This window comes from Microvirgula curvata, from assembly GCF_054781615.1.
This window is the reverse complement of the sequence record NZ_BAAGUB010000036.1, coordinates 71813-93450: the sequence shown is the minus strand read 5'-3', so window position 1 is coordinate 93450 and position 21638 is coordinate 71813. Positions and strand designations below refer to the sequence as shown.

Sequence of the window (21638 nt, the reverse complement as noted above, 5' to 3'; positions counted from 1 at the left end):
TCACTGCGGCCAGTCGATATGCTGCGGGAACCCCGGTTGCAGTGGTAGGTCGCGGAGTGCCTGCCGGTAAGCGCGGACTTCGGCCAGTTGCCCGGCGCTGATCGGGTAGTCCGGCATCAGCAGGTAGTCGGTGGCGGTGATAAGGGCATCGCGACGGGCGCGAGCGGTATCAGCCAGGGCGTCGTCGCTCGGGGGTTGCGCATCGCACAGCACCGGGTGGCCGTATTCGTCCGCTTTGATGCGCTGGCCGGCGGACTGGCCGGCGAGCAGCGTGGTGTGCTCGTCGATGGTGATTTCGACGGCATCGGCAGGGATGGCGTCGCCATGGATTTCGGCGGAATAGAAACCACTAGTCGATTTTGAATAAAACATTGGTATCCCTTATTTCCCCAGCGCAAACCAGACGCCGTTAGTGGTTACGTTCGATCCTGCATAAACCGATAGTCCGGAAGCCGTCCACGCCTGCGTCGACACAGGAATAGCAAAGCTTGGAAGGAATGCCCCGGCAACCAGTGTTCCCATCGGAAATGCCATTGGGTATGTAATTGCAACATTCGTCGCCGATGCAATCGAGTACATCCCCCACTGCAAGATCAACCCGCCCGGCAGCCGCTGATAGCCACTTGTGGCCAGTGACTGGTTCGCCCCCAGAAAAGCCATGAACGGCACTTTGTCCGACCCCAGCTTGCTGACCTCGGTCGCCAGTTGCGCCGCATCGGCCGCACCGGGATTGACCACCGCGCCAAACAGGCGGATGACCCAGCAGCCGGTGATATTGAGCGGGCGGGTCTCGACGCCACCGGCAGGTAGTGCGGTCGATTCCCCTGCGACCGTGACCAGATACCCATTAACACCACTACCTGCGCCACCGTTCGAGATGCCGGTCGACAGTGCGGAATAAGTACGCCCAGACAATGGATGAACATGGCTCCGGATTTCATCTGGCTGAATCACCCCATCAGCCCCCGCCGACAACATCCCATCCCCGCGCATGAACACCGCACCGAGACTCCCCGCCGACTTGCCGTTGTAGTCCGGCAGCCTGAATGTGGTCGACCCATCCCCGGCCGTGAACTTGCCGCGCTCGGTCGGCGTGGCCAGCCAGGCAGCATCGGTTGCAACCGGCACATTGCCGGCAGCGATGCCGGCCCAGGCTTCCGGGTACAGGCTGCGCGACAGCGCCTGGCCATCTGCCGGTGCATAGCCGGCCGGGATGGCGGCACGATTCGGGCACCACAGGGGGAACAGCAGCGGCAGGCCGGTATTCTTGCCGATGGCCTTGCTGACGAAACCGGTCGTGGCGAGCTGGTCAGTTGCCGTCCCGACTTCCGCAGTCGGTGCGACCGGGGTGCCGGTCAGCACGGCATTGTGTTTGCTGGCCAGCTTCTCGACCAGCAACGACTTGATCTGGTCATTTCGAGCCGGGTCCAGGCTGCCGCCAAGACCGGTCACGACATTTTCCAGTTCCCTGGCCACGCTGTTCAGCCAGTCAGCGGAAACGATGGTGCCCAGTTCTCCGGTGGACGGCGAGCCGTCATGAAACAGGCCATCCGGTGTATCGATCTGTTGCATCGCAGTCTCCCGGTCAGTGTTGATGGGCCATGCGCATAGCAGCGCAAGCCGGCTTGAGGTCGTCCATCACGCTGTTGATGACCGGCTTGCCATCATCAAAATACGGCTCCGGGGTATCGATCGGGTGCATCACATCCTGCATGGTCTTGCCTCCTGTCAAATGGACAACGTGTCCATGGCCAGAATTTTCAGGGCAAGGGCACAGGGGGCAGGAGCTGAAGCCGTTCAGTAGCCAATCAGTAGAATCACACCAGATGTCAGCAGGTAATGAATTTGGCACCTGCTGGCGCCAGGGTTGTCACTGCGGCCAGTCGATATGTATCGGGAACCCCGGTTGCAAGGGCAGATCGCGCAGCGCCTGCCGATAGGTGCGGACTTCGGCCAGTTGTCCGGCGCCGATCGGGTAGTCCGGCATCAGCAGGTAGTCGGTGGCGGTGATCAGGGCATCGCGACGGGCGCGGGCGGTATCGGCCAGGGCGTCGTTGTCCGGGGCCGGCGCATCGCGCAGCACCGGGCGGCCATGCTCATCCGCCTCGATACGCTGGCCGGCGGACTGGCCAGCGAGCAGTGCGGCGTACTCGTCGCCAGTGATTTCAACCGCATCAGCCGGAATAGCATTGCCATGAATCTCAGGGCTATAGAAGCCACTGTTTGATTTTGAATAACGCATAAAACTCCTTAACATCCGATGACGATCCAGCGGAATGCTGGCTTACCTGCATCAGTAACAGCGGCATCAACAACCATCCCGGTAGTCGAATGAGAATTGACCTCGATTGGCCTTAGAACAGTTGATACCGCACCACCGCGTTGACATGCATAAGAGCAAAGAAAATTTGGGAATGCGACAGGGAATGTGACCACTGCGGTGCCAACATGTGCCCCTACAGACCCCCATTGCAGAATCATTCCACCCGGCAATTTCTGGTAGCCATTGGCCACCAACGACTGGTTCGCCCCCTGAAAAGCCATGAACGGCACCTTGTCTGCCCCCAGCTTGCTGAGTTCAGTCGCCAGTTGCGCCGCATCGGCCGCACCGGGATTGACCACCGCGCCAAACAGGCGAATGACCCAGCAGCCGGTGACGTTGAGGGGGCGGGTCTCGGCGCCGCCCACGGAAGATGTGCCGGTCATTTGGCCTCCGCCAGCGTAGGCCAGTGACGTCCCGGATGACGAACTGATGGGGAACTGCAGGTTGCCATACGGGATGGTGTGCACATGCGACCGCAGCTCGTCCGGCTGAATCACCCCATCCGCCCCAGCCGACAGCGTCCCATCCCCGCGCATGAACACCGCCCCGAGACTCCCCGCCGACTTGCCGTTGTAGTCCGGCAGCCGGAACGTGGTCGCCCCATCCCCGGCCGTGAACTTGCCGCGCTCGGTCGGCGTGGCCAGCCAGGCGGCGTCGGTGGCGACCGGCACATTGCCGGCGGCGATGCCGGCCCAGGCATCCGGGTACAGACTGCGCGACAGCGCCTGGCCATCGGCCGGCGCGTAGCCAGCCGGAATGGCAGCACGGTTCGGGCACCACAGAGGGAACAGCAGCGGCAGGCCGGTATTTTTGCTCATGGCCTTGCTGACGAAGCCGGTCGTGGCGAGCTGGTCGGTTGCCGTGCCGGCCGCCGCAGTCGGTGCGACCGGCGTGCCGGTCAGGACAGCGTCGTGCTTGCTGGCAAACGTCTCGGTCAACAGCGACTTGATCTGGTCGTCACGGGCCGGGTCGAGCGTGCCGCCGAGGCCGGTAACGACGTTTTCCAGTTCATTCGCCACGCTATTCAGCCAGCTGGCGGAGACGATGGTTCCCAGTTCCCCGGTGGACGGGGCGCCGTCATGGAACAAGCCATCCGGCGTATTGATCTGTTGCATTGAAGCCTCTCAATCAGGATTGATATGCGAAGTACACAAAGGTGTGCGCCGGTTTCAGGTCGTTCATCACCGCCTCGATGACCGGGTCGCCAAACGCGGTCAGGCGTTCGCCGGCGGCAGACTGGCCGGCGCGGAAGCGGTAGACGAGTTGCTGTCCGCCATGGACGATCACCTGCCATACCCAGTGGATGTCGGCCGCCCACAGCCGGTCGCCGGCGCGGTTGATGCCGGCGCGGAACGGCTGGGGTTCGGCGATGGTGATGCGGTAGCCCATGCCGGCCGCCAGGCGGATGAAGTACGGGATGCTGAGTCCGCCGGTTTCGGCCAGCTTGGCCAGCACGTTCTGCAGGCGCTGCTGGTAGGGCATGTCGACCGACGGGGTGATGCCGCACACCCGCTCCCAGTCCGGCAGCAGTTGTTCGGCGAAGAACGGCGTCACCGCACCCCGGACCCGGCCGGCGCCGGTCTGCGTGGCGTCGAGCGCGCCGCCCTCGGCCCGCAGGCCGGTGCGCAGCGCGCTGCCGTCCGGGGCGTAGCTGACCGGAGGCAGCAGCAGGGTCAGTAGCTCGCGATGTCCGCTCATTACAGCGCCCCCACCGTGACGTTGCCGAGGCGAACCCACTCGACCTTGCCGGCGTCGACCAGCGGCACCACATTGGCCGTCGGCTGGACGATGGCGCGGTCGACCACGCCGGGCAGGTCGGAGACCAGCGCCTCGATGCGGCTGCGGATCACGCTGTCACCGGGCGAAAGCTGGTTGAAGTAGCCGGCCAGCGCGGCCTGGATCTGGGCCTGGGCGGCGGGCAGGGTCAGCCCGGACAGGGAGACCCGGATGTCGATGTCGATGGTCTTCGGCGTCGGCGCCAGCACCAGGCTGTTGCGGGCAGTGACCGGGCGCAGGTCGTCGATATGCGCCTGCACGGCGGCCAGCGTGGCATCGGACGGCAGTGCGCCGCCGGCGGTGATGACCACGTCAACGGTGCCGAGGCCACGGCGCAGCGGGTACACATAGGCCGCCGAGACGCCGGCGACTTCCATCGCCCAGCGCCGGTAGTCGTACTTGTTGCCACCGGCCGGCGGGCGACGGATCAGTTCCAGCAGGCGGGCCAGCAGTTCGCTGTCCGATTCTTCGTCGACGCCGCCGGTCATGTCATGCAGGACAGCCTGGCTGGATATGCCGGATGGGGCTGCAGTCAGCTCGACGGTCGTGTCGATACCGACATTGCCCACGGTACCGGCACTGGCGGCAGCAATGGCGACGCTGGCCTTGCCGGCCGCATCAATCGCTGCCGCCCGGGTGGTGACATAGCTCTGCTCGCCCAGCCGGGCGGTCAGACCGGCCGACAGTGCCGCACCCGGCGTGCCGGTCACCTGCAACACCCCCTGTGCAGCCACCGCCGGCTTGCGGCTCAGGCCGCGCACGCGGGCGTGCAGTTCCAGGTACTCGCGGTCGGCGGTGTCGGGAAAAATCTGGCGCACGATCCAGGTCTGGTGCTGGTACAGCCCCTCGACCGCGCTGGCCACCGAGGTGGCGCGGATGAAATAGTCGCTGTCGGCGCCGGTGTCGGCGTCGGGCAGCTGGTTCTTGATGTCGCGCAGCAGGGCGTCGCGAATGCTGGCGAAAGCGGGTACGGTAAACGGCATCAGGCCACCTTCACGGGATGTTGGAAGTGATGGAGACGACCGCTGGCGTCCGTCACCCCGATCTGCAGCGCCAGCCAGCCGGTCGACGGCGTGTCGGGCCGCGAGGTGGTGACGTCGATCAGGGTGGCGCGACCGTCCTTGAGCAGGGGGGCCAGCGCTTGTTCGCTGTACTGGCGGGCCAGTACGGCAACGCGGCTGACATCCTTCTCGCGCTGCAGTTCATGCAGGCGCGAGCCCAGCGTCGGATCGGCCCAGTAGCTGCCGAGCGGCGTCATCAGCCGCAGGTAGACTGCGTTGGCCAGGGTGTCGGTGCGGGTACCGGCGTAGTCGCCGGTTTGCGGGTCGATAAGAGCGTCCATGAACCGATTGTGCCGGGCGGCCCGGATGGCGCTCAGTTGGGTGCTTTCAGTGCACAGCGACAGCCGGCCATAAATGCAGAAAGGCAGCGCATCGCGCTGCCTTTCTGCATCGGGTATGGCACAGCCTAGTTCGGCGCGCCGGTCACGCCGCCGGAGTCGCCCGGGTGGGTGTGGCTCATCAGGCTCTTGCCGCCGGCCACCACGTCGGCGGTCGCGGTCAGCCCGCCGGTGATCGCCGCACCGCTGCCGCCCTGCAGCGCCATGCCGCCATTGCCGCTGAACTGGCCCTGGGCGGTCAGCTGGGCGCTGGCAGTCAGCATCGGCGTGTTGAAGTCGGCCTTGTCGCTGGCATTGACCTCCCACTGCTTGCAGTTGACGCGAAACACGTCACACTCGGTCTCGATCACCCGTCCGCGCTTCAGCACGATCTTCGCGCCCTCGTCGGTGTACAGCGCCACTTCGCCGGCTTCGAGCGCCTTCAGCCGGTAACTGCCGTGCTCGGTGGCGATCACGATGCCGTGGCTGGTTCGTCCGCCAATCGGCAGCACCACCGCCATCGTTCCCGGCAGCGGGTTCGAGGTAAAGCCGTAGTGCTGGAACAGTTCGTTGTCCTGCAAGCGCTCGCCGGCCAGGCCGTCAGCCTGGACCAGTTGCGTGGCCGACGCGCTGTCGGCGCGCGTCAGCACGCCGCGAAACGCCTGGCGTACGCCCGACATTGCCCGCTGGATTCGTTGGTCCACATCATTCCACATCATGTTCTCCTGTCATTTCTTGCTGCCGCGTCTGGCGCGGCGGGTCCATTTGCCCGGATCGGCATCCACGACCCATACGCCGTCCTCGACCAGGGTCAGCGTGGTGGTCGCCTGCTGCTCGCGTCCACCCTGGAACTTGCGCGACATCAGGAAGTACTCACCGTCGATGTCGTGCGGCTCGCACAGCACATGGATGCGCTGGCCCGGTTCCCACAGCACGCCGTCGCTGGTGCGATGGCCACTGACCACGGCGGTCAGCGCAAAGCTGCCGCGCCGGGCATCCGCCATCAGCTTGCGGGCGGCCAGTCCGGCCAGCACGTCGTTCTCGACGTCGTTTCTCGGCCGGATCAGTTCACGCTGCAGTTTCAGCTCTGGGTTGGTCGCCACTCCCTTGATGGCATGCTTGCCAGCGTTGAGCGCATTGCCCTGCGACTGACCGAGCACGGTGATCTTCGAATACAGCCCGGTCATGTTGCGACGGCGTTTCAGGCTGACCAGGTTGTTGCCACGGCCGGCGCGGCGCATCACCAGGCTGGCCACCGGTGGCTGGCTGTAGTCGGGGCCGTCGATCACCAGCGTGCCATCCGGCTGGAACCACGCCCACAGGCCGTTGGCTTCGACCAGCTTTTTCAGCAGGTCCCAGGCGGTCGAGCCGGGTTCGACGTCGACTTTCTCCAGCCGCCGCGCATACTTCGGATCGAACTGGATCTTGTCGATACCAAGCGGCCGGACGACATCGGCCATCAGCTCGGCCAGCGTGATCTGCTTGCGGTTCAGCAGCGGTGCGGAGCAGTCGACCAGCACGCCGCCGAGGTCACGACCGCTCAGCATCAGCGTGTGGCCGCCCTTGTCGATCGACTCTTCGATCTCGTCGATGTAGCCGGTCATCACCGTGTCGGCACCAACGCGCACCTGGATGGTGGCGCCGATGTCGACAATGGCCGGCACTTCGCCCCGTGGCAGACCCAGCGTCACATGCCAGGCATCGGCAATCGTCTCCAGATTGGAGTCCAGGTCATAACTGCTCCACTGGCTGTGGACCTTGCCGCCGATCAGCAGCGATACGGTGTTATCGGGCGTAGGCATTCAGCGTGTCTCCGGTCTGCAGGCCATTGGGGTTGATCAGGGTCGGATTCAGCCGGGCCAGTTCGCCGGCGCGGCTGTAGTCGCCGTACCAGCGGAAGGCCAGCAGGTGCAGGTTGCCCGGCGCCTCGACGCGGCGTGTCACCAGCGGCGGCAGCACGTCGATCACGGACACGGCCGCACGCTGCACGCCGAGTGCGGCATCCTTCAGCGATTCGGTCACCGGGCGGGCGGTCTCGACCGGCAGCAGGTCGCGCCAGGCATCGATGCTCGCCTGCAGCGATTCGCGCACGTCATTGCTGATCTGCTCGATCTCCTGCGGCGACAGCGTTGGCTGTTCGGCTTCGGCCGCAAAAATCTGCCCGGCGGTCTCGGCCAGTGCGGTCGAGGCCGCCACCCGCACCATGGCCGTCACCAGCGCGACATCGTCGGCATGGGCGCCGACCGGCTGGACGGCGGCATTCGCGGCAGCGGAACCCGAGCCGCTGCTGCCGGCCGTGGTCGACACCGTGCCGGCCGCGACCCGGGCCGGCAACTGGACCACGCCATCGAACTGGCGCACCAGGCTTTTCCAGTCGGACAGCACCGCGCCGCTGCCGAAACCGCACTGCTCGGCCATGCCGCGCATCATGCCCACCACATCGCTGGCGAAGGCGCGCGGGTAGTCGATCATGTCCAGGGTAGTGCCAATCACGCCGCTGATCTGGCTGCGGATATTGCTCAGCGTGCCGGTCAGCACACTGCGCAGCGCATTCAGCCGTGCCAGGTTGTTCTTGATTCCCTTCAGTGTGTCGAACACCGACGAGAAGGCACCGGCGCCGTTGCCGAAGGCAGCCGACATCAGCAGGGAAATCACGTCGGCCAGTTGCAGCGGCAGCTGGCGGACGAAGAACGGGTTGCCCGGCGTGGCCTCGGTAAAGTTCAGCACCACCGTGCACGAGTCCGGCGTTTCGCCTTTGTGGGAGATGGTGTAGCCAGTCGGCAGCGCGTCCTTGATGCTGCCGAACACCGGGTGGATCAGTTCACCGGTCCCGCCCTGGTCCAGCACCGCCAGCAGGGTCTGCAGCCGCGATTCATAGCTGTCGCCATGGAAGAAGGCCGTGATCTTGACCGTACGCGCCTTGCGCCCGAGGTCCTCGACGTCGGCGCCGTCCAGGTACGGGTATTCATGGCTGGCCACGGCGCGGCTGGCGCTGTCCTCGGTTTCCAGGCAATCGAAGGGCACGCCACGGAACGACGCGTCGAGCAGGGTGTATTCCCAGGCCATTATTGTCTCCTTGCGTTGCGGGTGTTGGCTTCGGTGACGATGGAGAAGATCTTGTCAGCCAGCCCATGGAGGTTCACGCTGATATTGATGTTCTGCATGGTGCTGCCGGCTTTCTGTGCACTGTTTGCTGCCCGATCGAGCCGGGGTGAACGCGGCGTCTCGCCCAGACCAAAGCGGCCTGCGGCCTGCCGTTGCAGGGCCGGGTCGAATTTGCGGACGGCCTGTTGCGGGCTGGAAATCGGGAGCGGTTTGAATACCGGCGGACTGATGTCCTTGCCGAAGCGGGTGACAGCCATTCGCCTGGCCGTTTTTTCGTGATCTTCCTTGGTGACCTTGGACGCGATATAGCCCAGCGCAGCGGCCCATGCGACGCCCCCGGCCGCCGCCTTGTATGGCATCGGAACCATATTGAATGCCTCGCTGGCAGCCCCGGTCAGCACAGCGCCTCCGAACAATGCCCACGGATCGTCCATTTTTATTGGCATGAGCTTGTCCCAGCCCTCGCGCACCAGCGTGACGGGAGGGGCAAGCTTGTCCCGCTCGGCCTGGACTTCACGCATCCTGGTCTTGCCGTTATCCGAGTTTTTGAACGCCGCCAGTTCGGCCTCGAGAGGCTTGGCTGCGGCGCTTTGGGATGCCTGATCCATCCGGGCACGGATGGCCGCAGTCCGACTGCTCATCGCGACCAGTGTCGGCACCAGCGAGGGGTTGGTAATGCCGGCCTTTTTCAGCGATGCCTCGGTTGTCAGGCCTTTTTTCGCCAGCGCATCCGAAAGGCCAAGGATGCCGTCCACCCCATTCTCGCCGGTGAACTTGCCATCCTTCACATACCGGCGGGTATTGATGCCGGTAACCTGGCCGATCTGCTTGAGCACTGTCGGATCAGCCAGATTTCTCAGCCCGTGCGCAGCCTCCGCTGCCGCCCATTTCGGATCGTTCTTGCCGGACGAGCGCATCAGTTCCGGCAGCAGCGAAGCGGTCAGGTTCAGCCCTTTCTCGCCATTGATACCGACGGCAGCAGCTTCCTGCCACAGGGTCGAATCCCCGCGTGAAAGTTGACCGATATCGATGTTCCTGCTCTTGCGGTGGACCTGAAGCAGGTTGTGCACGGCACCCACCCGCGAACGGTCGATGCCCATCTGTTGGGACAGTGCGAGATCCATGCCGGCCACATCGCTCGGCGCGACCTGATAGACCGTCGCGGCACGCCCGCTTTGGCGCGTACTCTCTTTGTTGTCTGCTGCTGCGTACCTGGCTTTGTTGAATACTTCGGCCGCGCCCAGCATGTCTTTGGAAGGTTGATAGGCGTCGGGAGACAGCCAGTCCACAAACTGGCCCAGTGCCTCGGCTTCCCTGGCATCCAGCGAGGCATTGGCCGCCCGCAAGGCCTTGACTCTCGCCCAGTACTCCCGGTTCGCCTTTGTGCTCTCGGCAAGCCCAATCATTTGCCCCGGCACAGAAATGGCAGTCATTGCCCCCGAGAGCACTTTCGGGGCCCAGCGGGAATTATTGAACTTCCGGATGGCGGCCAGTTGCGGATCGTTGTCGGAATTAATCTCTTTTACAGCCGAAGAGGATGACTGTTTACTCATAGCATTCTTGACCTGTAGGTAATGGAAAGGCGCGCGGGCTTTCACCCGCGCCCTTCCGTTGCGACCATTCCCCGTCACTTGCCTTCGGCGGGAATCCGGCGGCGTTGCGATGTGACGCGGCGACCGGCAGCAGAGGCGCCGGCGCCGTTGTCCTCATCGGCGACTGCCCGCGACATCGCCAGCAGGTACAGCCACTCGGCTTCGGTCAGTTCGACAGCTGGCTTGCCAAACACCGCACCAGCCTTTTCAGCGTGGCGGTACTTGAAGCGTTCAAACGCGCTGTCTGTGGCGTTTTTTTTACCTCGTCGAGCAAGGCGTCAAAGGCGTCGTCGCTCATCCGCGTCGGGCTGTAATCGCGCTCGAAGCCCAGGTACTCGTCGAGCAGGAAGACCTTCTGTTCGCGGGTCAGCGTTTCCGCCAGCTGGTCGGCCGACTCGAACACCGGCTTGCCGGTCTCCGGGTCGAGCACGGCCTGCGCCAGCAGCAGGTCGGCCAGATGCCGCTCGTACAGCTCGCCGCTGGTCGGCGTCAGCTCGACATCGGCAAACGCCAGGTGAGCGGCCAGGCCGGCTGCGCCGTAGTCCTTTTCGGACAGCAGGCGCAGCGTCAGGCTGGCGTCACCGAGCGCAACCGGGTAGCGGGCAGCGCCGGCGTGCTTGAGCTTTTCCAGCAGGGTCATGGTCATTCGATCACCCGGCGCAGCGATTGCAGCTTCAGCGTGCGACGGCCTTCGCTGTCGACGGTGAACTTGTTGCCGATTTCAATCACGAAGCAGTCGAGGTAGCTTTCGCGCTGGCCGTCGCCGGTCGCCGGGTAGATGGTCAGCTTGGCCTTGTCGATCGCTTCCCAGTCGAGGTCGCCGGACAGCGGGATCGCCACGGTCAGGTCGAGCGAATATTCGGCAACGCCCTTCGAGTAGCCCTTGGCACGGCCGCTGCGGGTCATGGTTTTCACCAGCTTGCGGCCGGTCTTGGTGACGACATTGAGGTCGATGACTTCGATTTCCTTGCCGTCGACTTCCAGCGCCATGGCGCCGGCGTATTCCTGAAGTGCCATTTGAATTCTCCTGATGGGTTGGGGGCGGTCTTTCCGGACCGGGTTACCGCCCCCGGGTGGTGGTTACAGCAGCAGGTCGATGCGACCGGCGAACACGTGCAGACCGTTGACCACGTCGACCGGGATCTTGGCGTCGAGGCGGTTCACGTCCTGGCTGTCGCGTTCGACGATCAGGCCGGCCTTGTTGGCGTCCACCGCTTCGACGATTTCCAGCTCTTCCAGCTTGTAGAGCACATCCAGCAGCTCGGAGCGGACCTTGTCCGGCGTGCGCTCGCTGAGCTTTTCGCGCGGGAAGCGCAGGCTGATGCGTTCGCGGCAGGCCTTGCGGACGTAGTCCAGGGTGCGGATGGTGGTGATGTCGAGCAGCGCCACGTCGTCGACGCCTTGCGGGTCGCGGGTGTAGGTGCTGATGGCACGCACGATCTGCACGCGGTCGCCGGGGCCGACTTCCAGCGGGGTCAGGCCGTGGTACAGCGCGTTTTCCTGTTCGGTGCGACTCGGCCACTGGTCGATGCCGGTCACGTCCAGGCCCTTGATTTCCAGGGTGTTCAGCGGGCGGGCCGGGTCTTCCTCGAAGGCGAGCACGGCGGCGTAGCCGGCGGCGATTTCAGCCGGCAGGCGCACCGAGCCACGGTGCCAGGCACCGGTGACGCGGCCGCTGTTGATCAGGCCGGCCAGGGTGGAGCCGCTGGCCAGGCTGCCGGCATGGCCGAACACGCCGACCGCGCCGCGCTGTTCCATCGGACCGGAGACGAACTCCAGGTGGTCGCGGATCGCACCCAGGCTGACGCTGTCGGCCAGCGGGCTGACGATCAGGTTGTGACCGCCAGCCACGACGGCGGCCAGGGCCGGCGCCAGGTCCGGATCGACGGCGCCATGGGCCATCGCCACCACGGTGGCGGACACGCCCGGGGCGGTAACCGCGCTCTTCAGCACGATGCCGTTGCCGAAGCTGCCCTTGTGGCGGGCGGCCAGCGTCAGCACGCCGGCTTCGACCGTGGCGGTCAGCGGCAGGTCGGCCTTCTTGTCCAGCGCGACCTTGAGCGCGGTGGCGATGGCGGCAGCGGTGTCGCCGCTGGCGACGGCGACGTCGACGCGGGTCGCACCGACCGACAGGCTGACCACGCCGGCGCCGGTAGCCGGGCCGGTCACGGTGACGGTGCCGGTGGCAGCCACGGCGGCTTCGGCGTCGTCGACGGCGATCACGGTCAGTTGCAGGTACGGATTGGCGGTGATGGCGGCGCGCGCCATCAGGTGGGCGGCGGAACCGCGACCGAACAGCTGTGCGGCCTGCTCGTCACTGAACACGTCGACCGGTGCCAGCGCCGGCTGGGTGCCGGTGGCCAGGCGCTGGCCGATGGCCAGTACCTTCTGCAGGTTGCCCGGCAGGGTGCGCACGGCCAGTTTGGTGTTGAACTCGAAATACTTGCCCGGTTTGCGGATGCTGGCCGGGATGCTGTCGAAACTGATGTTCGGGCTGGCCATTACGCGGCTCCTTTCTGTTGTTGCACTACGTGCGAATCGTGGGTGTGACCGGTGAAGCCGGACGCGGCGTCTGCTTTCATGCTTCGCTCCTGGTGGAAATGAGATCCCGGGCGTCGGCGACGCCATCGTCCGGGGTCAGGTGGTAGTCGAGTCCGGTACGCAACCAGTCCGGAGCAGGCTGTTCCAGCCGGCCGGCGTATTGCGCAAAAATCCTGTCCGGCTCGGCCGGGTGTTGCGGGGAAGGCCAGTGGCCGCGCGGCAGCGCGTCCTCGATCCAGGCGGTCTGGAAATCGCAAGCGAATACCGACAGCGCCTGGGCGCTGGTCTGCACGCCGGACAGCGAACGCACGCGGCCCGGCAGCAGCGCGTCGATCGGCAGGCCAAGGTCCTGGCCCGACAGCAGCCGGCGCACCGCGTAGACCAGCGGATAGCTGCCGACTTCGCCCGGGCCGGCACCGCCATGGCGGCCGGCGGCCTCGCCGCGCACACTGCGGTCGGCGACCATGACCACGAACTGCCCGGTCGCCCTGAATTTCTGCCGGCTGGTGCCGTGCGCTACGGTCTGGCTGATGCCGCCGAAGGTCACCCACGCGGCCGGAAAGCGACGGATTGCGTCCGGCAGCGATTCGTCCAGTTCGCCGCCATAGCTGCCGACCTCGCGCACCAGTTGTCCCAGCCCCTGCCGCAGTCGCTCGATGATGGCGTTCTCGGTCCGGATCAGGATCATGGCTGCGTGCTCCCGCCGGCCGGCAGGCGGCCCAGCGTCAGCGTGCCGGCCGCGACCAGTTCGAGGAAACGCTGTGCGTCGCGGAAGCGCTCGCGGATGTCGAGGCTGGTCTGGGTGGCGGCGCCGCACAGCCGGTAGCGGGCGATATCGCACGCATAGCCGGTCAGGATCTTCGGCGTGGTGGCAAACGGCAGCGGGTAGCGCACGGCCAGGTAGCCGTCGATTTCGCTGCTGGCGCTGTCCAGCGCCCGGGCCAGTACGGCGTCGTCGATGCGACCGCTGTTGTTGCGGTCGGTCAGCGCGATCACTTCCGCTGCGCCGAAACGCAGCACCATGTCGTCTTGGGTCGCGTACACGTTCAAGCCTCCTTGCCGGACGCGGTACGCCGGTCCGGGATGGGTTGCGCCGTCGATGCGGCGAGGGAGAAATATCGATGTGCCATGCCGTGCAGTGTGCCGCCCGGCCCCGGGTGGCCGGCAGCCGGGCGCCTTCAGTAGGCTGACGACCGGGTCGGCGCGAACGACGGGCAGCAAAAAGGGCTGCCCCTGGAGGGGACAGCCCTTTTCTTCCTGCCGGATGCGGTATTCAGCCGATTGCGCGGCGGACCATTTCGACGGCCAGTGCGGTGCCGATGGCGACGATGCCGCCGCTGATGGCGCCGACCCGGGCCGCCTGCTGCTCGACATGGCGCAGGCGCTCGTCCATGGCGTCGAGACGCTCGTTCTGGCTGGCCTGACTGGCGACAATCATGTCCAGCTTGCCTTCGATGCGCCCCAGCGCGCGGGTCAGTTCGTTGTGTTCATCGGCCATCGGCTTCTCCGTTGTTCGTGGCGGGCCTGGCAGGCGACGCAGCGGGTGCAGCCCGGCACGGCGGCACGGCGTGGCACCGGGATTTCGCCGTCGCAGTCCTCGCAGTGGTCCTGCCCGGCGCCGGCATGGCCTGCGCGATGCGCTGCCAGCGCCGCCTCGCGCTGCCGCGCCTCCAGCGCCTGGGCGCGGTCGTAGTAATCAGTCATTCGGGGGTCTCCGCACCCGGCTCGCCATGCAGGCGAAGGAAGGCGCTCAGTTGGGCGTCGAGCTGGCGGCACCACTGGCCGTAGTCGGCGGCGTGTTCAAGGAGGTCGGCCGCCGGTAGCCCGGTGTCGGCGCCGGTGGCCGCACCGGCTTGTGCAGCATGTCCGGCGTCGGCTGCGGGCACAGCCGGATCACGTTCGGGGTAGCCGAGGGCGGCGCGGTAGACGCGCAGGCTGTCAGGGCCGAGGCCAGTAAAGCGGTCGCCATCATGACGGGTCGCATCGTCGATTCTCCGGGTCAGTTCGCGCCGGCTGTCGGCCAGCCGGGCGCGGGTTGCAATCAGTTCCCGTCCGGTCTGCTGCGCCAGCGCATCGAGGCGCTGCTGCTCGATCAGCGCTGCGCCAAGCTCGGCGGCGCGGGCATCGGCCATGGTCTGCAGCGCACGGGCATGGCTGGCGTCCAGGCTGGCCAGCCTGGTCTGCCAGTCACTGGCAGCATGGCGGCGGCCGGCATCGAAGCCGAACCAGCCGGCCACGGCCAGCGGCAGCAGCAGCGCGCCGACGCGCAGCGCAAGCGACAGCGGGGTGGGTTTCAGGTCGAACATCGGCAGTCCTTTCAGGTCGTTGGCGGGTCCTGCGGCCGGGGCCGGCTGCGCCAGGCGGCGATCAGCCGCAGCGCGGCGGCATAGCCGCCGACCAGGCCGAGGTAGATCAGCCAGGTTTCCGACGTCAGCGTGTCGTGGATGCCCTGATAGATGAACATGCCGGTCGACGAGGCGCTGGCGATGTTCGCCCACAGTTTGGTGTGGCTCAGGCGGCCGCTGTCGGCGTGGGTGAGCAGCTCGGACCAGCGCATCACGCCCCGCCCTTCGCCAGTTCAAAGTGCGGGAACTCGCGGAAGCGGGCGGTCGGCCTGCCGTACCAGTTCAGGCCCAGTTGCTCGCCGATGCGGCCCATCTGCTGCCAGTGCGGGTGCGCGGCATCCCACATCGCCTTGCCGTTGATCAGCGGCACCACGTCGAAGGCACGGGCGGCCGGCTTGCCGCCCAGGGTGAAGTTGTGTGCGGACTGGCCGGCACGGGCGTTGGTCACGCGCGGACCGGGCCGGGTGCGGCCCTGCGCGTACAGCGCGTCCTGCTCGGCGCCATCTCGGTACGTGCAGGTAATCAGCGGGTCCATGCCGGCCGCACGGCACTGGCGCAGAAAGGCAGTGCACAACGGCTGCAGGTCGGGATGAAGGTCTTCGATTCGGCGGCTTGCCATGATGAAATTCGCAGGAAACGGAACGGCACCAGCATAAAAAAACGCCCCGGGCGGGGCGTGGTGACAGGCTTCAGTAAGCCGGGTGCCGGCAGGCTAGAACAGGGCCGGCTGCGTGCTGTCGGCAAGCTGGTCGGCTTTCTTCAGGACCAGCCATACGTTGCGCTCGGTCATCTGGTACTTGCGTGCCAGCTGGTTGGCGGCGAACAGGGCGGCGTGTTCCCGCGTCATCGCGTCGAACTCGGCGCGGATCATGCGGTCGCGCACTTCGCGCATGGCTGCCGCACAGCGCGGAATCGCCAGCACCTCGCCGCCGAAGTGGCGGGTCAGGATGTCGGCCGCCTCGACGCCGACCACTTCGGCCAGCGCGTCGTAGCGGATCTGTCCGTCGCGGCGCTTGTTCTTGCTGACCGGGAAGGTGGTCCCGCCCCAGGCCTCGATCAGGCTCAGCGTGCGCGGCAGGCCGATCAGGGTGGCGATCAGCCGGGCCATTTCCGGCAACAGGTATTCGACTTGTTCCAGTTTCATGCCGGTTGCCTCCCGGGCCGACAGGTGACGGCCACCGATGCCGGATGACGTGTCATGTGCTTTCCTTTTGATATGGGCAGTAGGAAACCGGCCGGGCATGACCGGTTTCATTGTCCTGCGCAGCTTAGGCGGTCACGCCGGCGCTAACCCGGTGGGTGATTTCATCGCCTTCGCCGATGGTGACCCTGTCACGCGCCGGCGATGTCGAGCGGGATCGGCCGGTACTGGTCGCTGTCGCCGATGCGTTCGTACACGCGGATATAGCTGCGCGAGCACTGCACCCGTACCGAGTCGTTCAGCGCGTCCATCGCGCGCTGCCACTTGCCGTCGTGGATATCGAGCCGGCGCAGGCTGAGAATGCGGCCGGTACTGATCTTGCCTTCCTTGTCGACATTGAATGCGTCGTTGATCAGCGCGCGGATTTCGCTGCGCGCACCGGCAGTCCATTCGTGGACGCACTCGTCGATCAGCGCCTTGGCGGCCTGCAGTCCCTCGTCGAAGGTCAGCGTGTCCTGGACGGCACGCTGGACCTTGTAGCGGCCGTCGAAGCCGACCAGCGACACATTGCCCTTGGCACCGCCGACGCGGGCGTCGTAGCGCTCGGCCGACAGCTCGATAAAGGCGCCGATGTCGGCGAACACGCCAGCCTTGAATGCAGCCAGGGCCTGGCTGAGGGTGCGGGCCCGCTCGACGATGTCGTCGACCAGTTCATCGCGGGCCAGGTCGATCGGCTTGATGGCTTCCAGCGGGATCAGGCGGCCTTTGGCATCCTGCTTGTAGCCGTGCGGAATGGCATTCATGGTTTGCTCCGTTGTCGGTTCGTTGTCGGTTCGTCGGGGGTGGGCGTTTCCAGCCAGGTCACCCGGCAGCCGTCGATATGGATGCTGAACAGCTCGCCGATGCCAGTACGGCGGCGGGTCACGCAGCTGGCCTGCCGGCGCAGCCGCCGGCCGTCGACGGCGGCGACAACCAGGGTCAGTTCGTCGTCGAGGCCGGCGGCCAGCACCGGCACGCCGAGGGTGCGCAGGTGGCGCAGTACCCGGTTCTGCCGGCCCAGCCGTGCGGTCACGCCAGCGTCGAGGATGCGGTTCGGGGTGCTCATCCGGCCTCCCCCCGCCCGCGCCGGCGTGGTGCGTCACCGGTGTACAGCGGTCGTTCTCCCCAGAGCGCGCGGTCGACTTCGTCCCAGCCCTCGACCAGCGCCGTGTCGTACACATTGACCAGGTTGACCGACACCCGCCGCACCGAGCCGTGCGCCAGGGCGACCAGCTGCGCCAGCAGGTCATCGGCGACGCGGATGTCCGGGCAGTAGCTGTCGGCCAGCCGGCGCGCATCGTCATGGCTGACCGGGGCGGCCGGCAGCCAGCTCAGCACCCGGCCATGGAAGCGCTCGTGACGCTTCAGCTTGTGCGGCAGCCGTTCCTCGCCGACCAGCAGCAGGCTGGACTGGCTGCCTTCGTAGATGTCGCGCACCAGCTCGATCATCACGTCGCGGGTCGCCGCATAGTCGAACTCGTCCAGCACCAGCGGGCGGCGGCTGGCGACCAGCTGCTCGCAGATCTGGTCCAGCAGCTGGGTGGTGCGGCCGACCGGGCGGATGCCCATTTCCTGCAGGATTTTTTCCAGCAGATCCTTGCGTGCCCAGCTGGAACGCAGTTGCACGTAATAGGCACGGGTGCGGTTGGCCACCGCCAGCGTGGCCGTGGTCTTGCCCCAGCCGGACGGGCCGTAATAGACCGCCAGCCCGGGCAGGCCGTCCTGACGGTGCAGCAGTTTTTCCATGACCACCGCGACCAGGTCGAGGCTGGAAATGGCGGCGATGCGGTTCGGTGCGCAGGGATTCATCGGCGCGGTCCTTTCTTGTTCGGTGTACCGGGGGCCGGCTACGCGGTGGCGTCGCTGTGACCGGTCTGCTTCATCACGTTGAATTCATGGCTGCGGGCATAGCTGGCCAGCCACCTGGCCTCCCGCGCCGTCAGCGGCGTACCGTCAGCGGTGCGGGCCTCCAGAGTCAGCCAGGCGCGATAGCGCAGGGCCGGTGTCGGCGGCACGCTGAAGTCGTCGCCGGCCGGCGCGGGGGCAAGCCGGCGCGGCGCGGCTTCGGCAGCGGGCACGTCAATGGCATCGAGCCGCTCGAAGGCGCCGGCGATGTCGCGTCCGGCCAGCCCGGGCAGTACCGGTGCCGTGACCGGTGCCAGTGCCGCCCTGCCGTCACGCTCGGCCTCGACCGCATCACGCCGCTCGTCGAGCCGGCGCAGGGCGGCCTCGGCACGTGCCGCACGCTTCTGCTCGATCACCGGCCGGGCGAAGTACGCGGTCCGGTTGGCATTCCAGTCGGCATGGCAGACAAAGCGGCCATCGGGCAGGTACACCCACACCCGCTCGGCTTCATGGATGTCGTAGGCGACCTGTACCGACTCGCCATGCAGCTCGGTCAGCGCGGTGCTGAAATAGACGTTGTTGAACAGCCGCACCTGGCCCCGGTCCACCGTCCGCTCCAGCCGCGGGCGGAACAGGCGTTCCAGCGTGGCATCGTCCTCGCGCTGCGCCTGCCAGCCGCGCTGCTCGAAACCGGTCCAGACCGCATCCGGGCTGCGCTTTTTCAGACTGGCGTGCGGGCGGGCGTTGTACTCGGCGACCCGTTCGCCGGCGAAGGCCAGGAAATCGTCCCAGCCCATCATCGGCAGCCGGCCACCGTGGCGACCCGCGGCACGGGTGATGCGGAACTGGCGCTGCCGTGCCTGCCGGTCCATGTCGGCACCGATATAGCTCGGCAGTTGTTTGGCCGCGCTGACCCACAGCGTCTGGTGCAGCCGTTCGATCACGCCCCGGGCCTGCGAGTTGTAGGCGACCGAGTGGCTCATGCTGATGCCGAGCCGGCCCATCAGGCCGGTGCCCTCGTCCTTCATCAGCGCGTTGACGTAGCCGGAGCCGTTGTCGACGTAGAAGATCGCCGGCGTGCCGGCCTGGCCGACCGCCATCCGCAACGCGTCCAGCACGGCCAGCCCTGACTCGGCCAGGTCGATCGACCAGCCGACCACCCGCCGGGTGGCGATGTCGATGATGCTGGTGATTTCCGGCCGGAACGGTCGCCCGGTCAACGGATGCTGGACCTCGGCATCGAAGCAGTGACCGTCGGCACTCCACACGTCGTTCGGCAGCAAATCGGCAAAGTCACGACGGACGAACGGCTGCAGGCGCTTGAGTTCACGCGCTTCAAGCCGGCCGGCTTCGCGGCTGACCGTGCCCAGCTTTCTCAGAAAACGGCGTATCACATGGATGCTCGGCAGTTCGCGTTCCGGGTCCTGTGCCAGCTGCCCGGCGACGAACAGCCGGTAGGCGAGTTCGACCGACGGTTTCTGCGGCTGTTGCCAGTGACCGAGGAAATCCCGCGCCCACCACGGCAGCGACAGGTCGGTCTGGCGCACCTTCGGCGCCAGTTGGCAGGCTTCGCGGCGGGCAAACCAGCGCTTCAGCGTGCGGATGCCGGGCAGCCCGTCGCCATGGCGACGACCGCGTTCGTCGCAGGCCCGCTTCAGCATCGCCACGGTCAGTGCGTCGGCCTGCCCGGTCTGCACGCTGGCCAGCAGGTGCTGCATGGCGCGCTCCTTGCTGAGTCCGCAACTGCCCATCAGCCGCTCGATGGCCGTCAATACGCCCATGCGCGCGGCTTCCACGCCCTGCTGGCGGCCGGTCAGCGAAACCGGTTCGCGCAGCGCCGGTTCCTGCCATGCCGGCGCCGGTGCCACGACCGGTCCCGTCGCCAGCAACTGGCGGGCAACCCGGGCCCGCAGGCAGTCACGCGCCCCGATCGGCAAGGCATCCAGCGCATATTCCCGTCCGCCGCCGCGGCCGGCGCGCTTGCGCGATGCCCAGCCTTCCCGCTTGGCGAGCAGCTGGTTGCCGCGCTCGGTTGCCGGCAGTCCAGGCAGTTTCAGTGCCGCCAGTTCCGCCGCGCTGTAATGGGTCTTGATGCTGACCGGCGACGGGGGGGCGGGCGACTTCAGGCACGCTGGCATGGCAGCGGCTCCTTGCCCGGGAATGCAATCGGGGTTGTTTTCGGACTTTTCGGTCTGCAAACGTCATCAACCGTGGTCGAAAGCCCACTTTCGGGTGCGCCAAGTTGATGAGTTTCCTCAGTTCTCTCAGAAATGCGTGACAAAACTGGCTTAAAATGTCGCCGTTTGTATCGGCTTGGCCAGATCGATTCCGGCGCAACCCCGATCGCGGTCGCAATGATGCGTTCTGCCTTCGGCCACGGGCGATCCAGCGCTGCTTTCAGTGTTCCCGCACTCAATGCGCTCTGCCGGGACAACTCCCGCAATGACCAGCCCTCCTTGTGCAGGGCTGCGACGATGTCCGCCCGATGCCAGTCGTGGGCGGGCTTTTTTGGCGGGTGTGATGCACTCATGGATGACTCCTTTCGGGTGAGTTCATGAGCGCATGCTAACCCCAGAAGAAACACACAACAACCACTTTTGAGATATTTCTGTCTTTTTTCGGGGTCGTTGTCAACACTAATCGAGGTTTAAATGGCGAATACTTATTCGAATCAGGCGGTTGACGCAAACCCCGAACGGGGTGTCGTCGCCAAAGAGTCGATTCTGGGTTCCTACGGCAAACCCCGAATGGAGTTCCCTGCTTTGGGCGACCGCATCCGTGTCGTGCGCGATCAGGTCGCGCACATGTCCCGCGACGATTTCGCGCAACAATTGCAGATGACGCGCAGTTCGCTGCAGCTGTATGAGGATGGCAAGCGCGAGCCGAAGCCGTCGCTGCTGCGGGCGATGGCCGCGCAGTTCAATGTCGATCCGGGCTGGCTGCTGACCGGTGAAGGCGCGATGCTGCGCGGGGCGCCCCTGCCCGAGGCCGAGCCGTGTCTGTGCCTGGACACGCTGGGCAGTCCGGTCGATCTGGACGAGTTCGTGTTCGTCCCCCGCTACAATCTGCAGGCATCGGCCGGGCACGGTGCGGCGAGCGACGGCGAGAAGCCGGTGTTCACCATGGCGTTCCGCCGCTACTGGATCGTCAACTACCTGCATGCGGACCCGCACGACCTGTCGGTCATCTCGGTCAAGGGGGATTCGATGGAGGGGGTACTGAATGACAAGGACGTCATTCTGATCAACCGCAGCGATACCTCTGCAACCAGCGGCCTGTTCGTGCTGCGCATCGACGGGGATCTGGTGGTGAAGCGCGTGCAGCGGCTACCCGGTGGCACACTGGAAATCTCCAGCGCCAACGAGGCCTACAAGCCGTTTTCGGTCGACAGCCACAACCCGCCGGACGATTTCTCCATCATCGGCCGCGTGGTCTGGTTCGGACGCCAGATCGCCTGAACGATGCGGGCGGTGTCACACAGCGCGTCAAAACCGCGCCGGCACCGCCCCGCCCGCGCCAGACACCACCCGCCCCCGATCCGCCGCAACCCGCG

29 protein-coding genes and 1 pseudogene are annotated in these 21638 nt (G+C 66.1%); 1 reads left to right on the top strand and 29 read right to left on the bottom strand.

Going from position 1 to position 21638, the window contains the following annotated elements; all coding sequences use genetic code 11:
* The 29 genes and pseudogenes from ACYVG8_RS17340 to ACYVG8_RS17200 all read right to left on the bottom strand — a co-directional run.
* Entirely contained in the window at positions 1–372 is a 372-nt protein-coding gene (locus tag ACYVG8_RS17340) for a tail fiber assembly protein (RefSeq protein WP_112692263.1), read from the bottom strand.
* A 9-nt stretch (positions 373–381) separates the two neighbouring features.
* Positions 382–1572: a gp53-like domain-containing protein gene (locus ACYVG8_RS17335; RefSeq protein WP_460746421.1), complete on the bottom strand. Its 1191-nt coding sequence runs from the start codon at positions 1570–1572 to the stop codon at positions 382–384.
* A gap of 13 nt (positions 1573–1585) precedes the next feature.
* Complete coding sequence (locus tag ACYVG8_RS17330) at positions 1586–1714, bottom strand: hypothetical protein (protein WP_255420193.1); 129 nt, start codon at positions 1712–1714, stop codon at positions 1586–1588.
* Positions 1715–1870: 156 nt separating this feature from the next.
* Complete coding sequence (locus ACYVG8_RS17325) at positions 1871–2242, bottom strand: tail fiber assembly protein (RefSeq protein ID WP_460746420.1); 372 nt, start codon at positions 2240–2242, stop codon at positions 1871–1873.
* A gap of 8 nt (positions 2243–2250) precedes the next feature.
* Positions 2251–3438 (bottom strand): phage tail protein, encoded by a 1188-nt coding sequence (locus ACYVG8_RS17320; protein ID WP_460746418.1) that lies wholly within the window; start codon positions 3436–3438, stop codon positions 2251–2253.
* A 13-nt stretch (positions 3439–3451) separates the two neighbouring features.
* Positions 3452–4021 (bottom strand): YmfQ family protein, encoded by a 570-nt coding sequence (locus tag ACYVG8_RS17315; RefSeq protein ID WP_460746417.1) that lies wholly within the window; start codon positions 4019–4021, stop codon positions 3452–3454.
* A complete protein-coding gene (locus tag ACYVG8_RS17310; protein ID WP_460746415.1) occupies positions 4021–5082 on the bottom strand; it encodes a baseplate J/gp47 family protein in 1062 nt (353 codons plus the stop codon). The genes ACYVG8_RS17315 and ACYVG8_RS17310 overlap by 1 nt, the downstream gene beginning before the upstream one ends.
* Positions 5082–5441: a phage GP46 family protein gene (locus ACYVG8_RS17305; protein WP_028498368.1), complete on the bottom strand. Its 360-nt coding sequence runs from the start codon at positions 5439–5441 to the stop codon at positions 5082–5084. The genes ACYVG8_RS17310 and ACYVG8_RS17305 overlap by 1 nt, the downstream gene beginning before the upstream one ends.
* A 125-nt stretch (positions 5442–5566) precedes the next feature.
* Positions 5567–6193, bottom strand: coding sequence for a phage baseplate assembly protein V (locus ACYVG8_RS17300; protein ID WP_112692266.1), 627 nt, complete (start codon positions 6191–6193; stop codon positions 5567–5569).
* Between the two features lie 12 nt (positions 6194–6205).
* Positions 6206–7279, bottom strand: a complete 1074-nt coding sequence (locus ACYVG8_RS17295; protein ID WP_036385268.1) for a phage baseplate assembly protein — start codon at positions 7277–7279, stop codon at positions 6206–6208.
* Positions 7263–8543 carry a DNA circularization protein gene (locus ACYVG8_RS17290; RefSeq protein ID WP_028498370.1) on the bottom strand — a complete coding sequence of 427 codons (1281 nt, stop codon included), beginning with the start codon at positions 8541–8543 and terminating at the stop codon, positions 7263–7265. The genes ACYVG8_RS17295 and ACYVG8_RS17290 overlap by 17 nt, the downstream gene beginning before the upstream one ends.
* The gene (locus tag ACYVG8_RS17285) at positions 8543–10180 is read right to left on the bottom strand and encodes a hypothetical protein (RefSeq protein ID WP_460746414.1); all 1638 of its coding nucleotides are present in this window, start codon (positions 10178–10180) and stop codon (positions 8543–8545) included. The genes ACYVG8_RS17290 and ACYVG8_RS17285 overlap by 1 nt, the downstream gene beginning before the upstream one ends.
* Positions 10181–10209: 29 nt before the next feature.
* Complete coding sequence (locus ACYVG8_RS17280; RefSeq protein WP_156952474.1) at positions 10210–10368, bottom strand: hypothetical protein; 159 nt, start codon at positions 10366–10368, stop codon at positions 10210–10212.
* The gene (locus tag ACYVG8_RS17275) at positions 10341–10820 is read right to left on the bottom strand and encodes a hypothetical protein (RefSeq protein WP_107888607.1); all 480 of its coding nucleotides are present in this window, start codon (positions 10818–10820) and stop codon (positions 10341–10343) included. Before ACYVG8_RS17275 ends, ACYVG8_RS17280 begins: the two co-directional genes overlap by 28 nt.
* Positions 10817–11191, bottom strand: a complete 375-nt coding sequence (locus ACYVG8_RS17270; protein WP_028498374.1) for a hypothetical protein — start codon at positions 11189–11191, stop codon at positions 10817–10819. The genes ACYVG8_RS17275 and ACYVG8_RS17270 overlap by 4 nt, the downstream gene beginning before the upstream one ends.
* Positions 11192–11254: 63 nt before the next feature.
* Entirely contained in the window at positions 11255–12676 is a 1422-nt protein-coding gene (locus ACYVG8_RS17265) for a phage tail sheath C-terminal domain-containing protein (RefSeq protein WP_460746412.1), read from the bottom strand.
* Positions 12677–12752: 76 nt separating this feature from the next.
* Positions 12753–13403, bottom strand: a complete 651-nt coding sequence (locus ACYVG8_RS17260; RefSeq protein WP_028498376.1) for a DUF1834 family protein — start codon at positions 13401–13403, stop codon at positions 12753–12755.
* Entirely contained in the window at positions 13400–13759 is a 360-nt protein-coding gene (locus tag ACYVG8_RS17255) for a gp436 family protein (protein WP_084299875.1), read from the bottom strand. The genes ACYVG8_RS17260 and ACYVG8_RS17255 overlap by 4 nt, the downstream gene beginning before the upstream one ends.
* Positions 13760–13988: 229 nt before the next feature.
* Positions 13989–14213: a hypothetical protein gene (locus ACYVG8_RS17250; RefSeq protein WP_028498377.1), complete on the bottom strand. Its 225-nt coding sequence runs from the start codon at positions 14211–14213 to the stop codon at positions 13989–13991.
* Positions 14189–14419 carry a TraR/DksA C4-type zinc finger protein gene (locus ACYVG8_RS17245; protein ID WP_107888609.1) on the bottom strand — a complete coding sequence of 77 codons (231 nt, stop codon included), beginning with the start codon at positions 14417–14419 and terminating at the stop codon, positions 14189–14191. Before ACYVG8_RS17245 ends, ACYVG8_RS17250 begins: the two co-directional genes overlap by 25 nt.
* Positions 14416–15021 carry a hypothetical protein gene (locus tag ACYVG8_RS17240; protein ID WP_281659919.1) on the bottom strand — a complete coding sequence of 202 codons (606 nt, stop codon included), beginning with the start codon at positions 15019–15021 and terminating at the stop codon, positions 14416–14418. Before ACYVG8_RS17240 ends, ACYVG8_RS17245 begins: the two co-directional genes overlap by 4 nt.
* Positions 15022–15032: 11 nt before the next feature.
* Entirely contained in the window at positions 15033–15272 is a 240-nt protein-coding gene (locus ACYVG8_RS17235) for a hypothetical protein (RefSeq protein WP_107888611.1), read from the bottom strand.
* Positions 15272–15679, bottom strand: a complete 408-nt coding sequence (locus ACYVG8_RS17230; RefSeq protein WP_028498391.1) for a M15 family metallopeptidase — start codon at positions 15677–15679, stop codon at positions 15272–15274. Before ACYVG8_RS17230 ends, ACYVG8_RS17235 begins: the two co-directional genes overlap by 1 nt.
* A 93-nt stretch (positions 15680–15772) precedes the next feature.
* On the bottom strand, positions 15773–16204 hold the full coding sequence (locus ACYVG8_RS17225) for a Mor transcription activator family protein (protein WP_036385411.1): 432 nt from the start codon (positions 16202–16204) through the stop codon (positions 15773–15775).
* Between the two features lie 188 nt (positions 16205–16392).
* Entirely contained in the window at positions 16393–17004 is a 612-nt protein-coding gene (locus ACYVG8_RS17220; protein ID WP_112692270.1) for a DUF3164 family protein, read from the bottom strand.
* Positions 17001–17306 carry a hypothetical protein gene (locus tag ACYVG8_RS17215; RefSeq protein ID WP_112692271.1) on the bottom strand — a complete coding sequence of 102 codons (306 nt, stop codon included), beginning with the start codon at positions 17304–17306 and terminating at the stop codon, positions 17001–17003. Before ACYVG8_RS17215 ends, ACYVG8_RS17220 begins: the two co-directional genes overlap by 4 nt.
* Entirely contained in the window at positions 17303–18049 is a 747-nt protein-coding gene (locus ACYVG8_RS17210) for an AAA family ATPase (RefSeq protein ID WP_112692272.1), read from the bottom strand. The genes ACYVG8_RS17215 and ACYVG8_RS17210 overlap by 4 nt, the downstream gene beginning before the upstream one ends.
* A 38-nt stretch (positions 18050–18087) precedes the next feature.
* Positions 18088–20223 (bottom strand): transposase, encoded by a 2136-nt coding sequence (locus tag ACYVG8_RS17205; RefSeq protein ID WP_460746410.1) that lies wholly within the window; start codon positions 20221–20223, stop codon positions 18088–18090.
* A 134-nt stretch (positions 20224–20357) separates the two neighbouring features.
* Positions 20358–20615: pseudogene (locus tag ACYVG8_RS17200) on the bottom strand (helix-turn-helix domain-containing protein); the annotation flags it as partial.
* Between the two features lie 217 nt (positions 20616–20832).
* Here ACYVG8_RS17200 and ACYVG8_RS17195 point away from each other — a divergent pair.
* Entirely contained in the window at positions 20833–21543 is a 711-nt protein-coding gene (locus tag ACYVG8_RS17195) for an XRE family transcriptional regulator (protein WP_107888614.1), read from the top strand.
* Positions 21544–21638 lie beyond the last annotated feature (95 nt).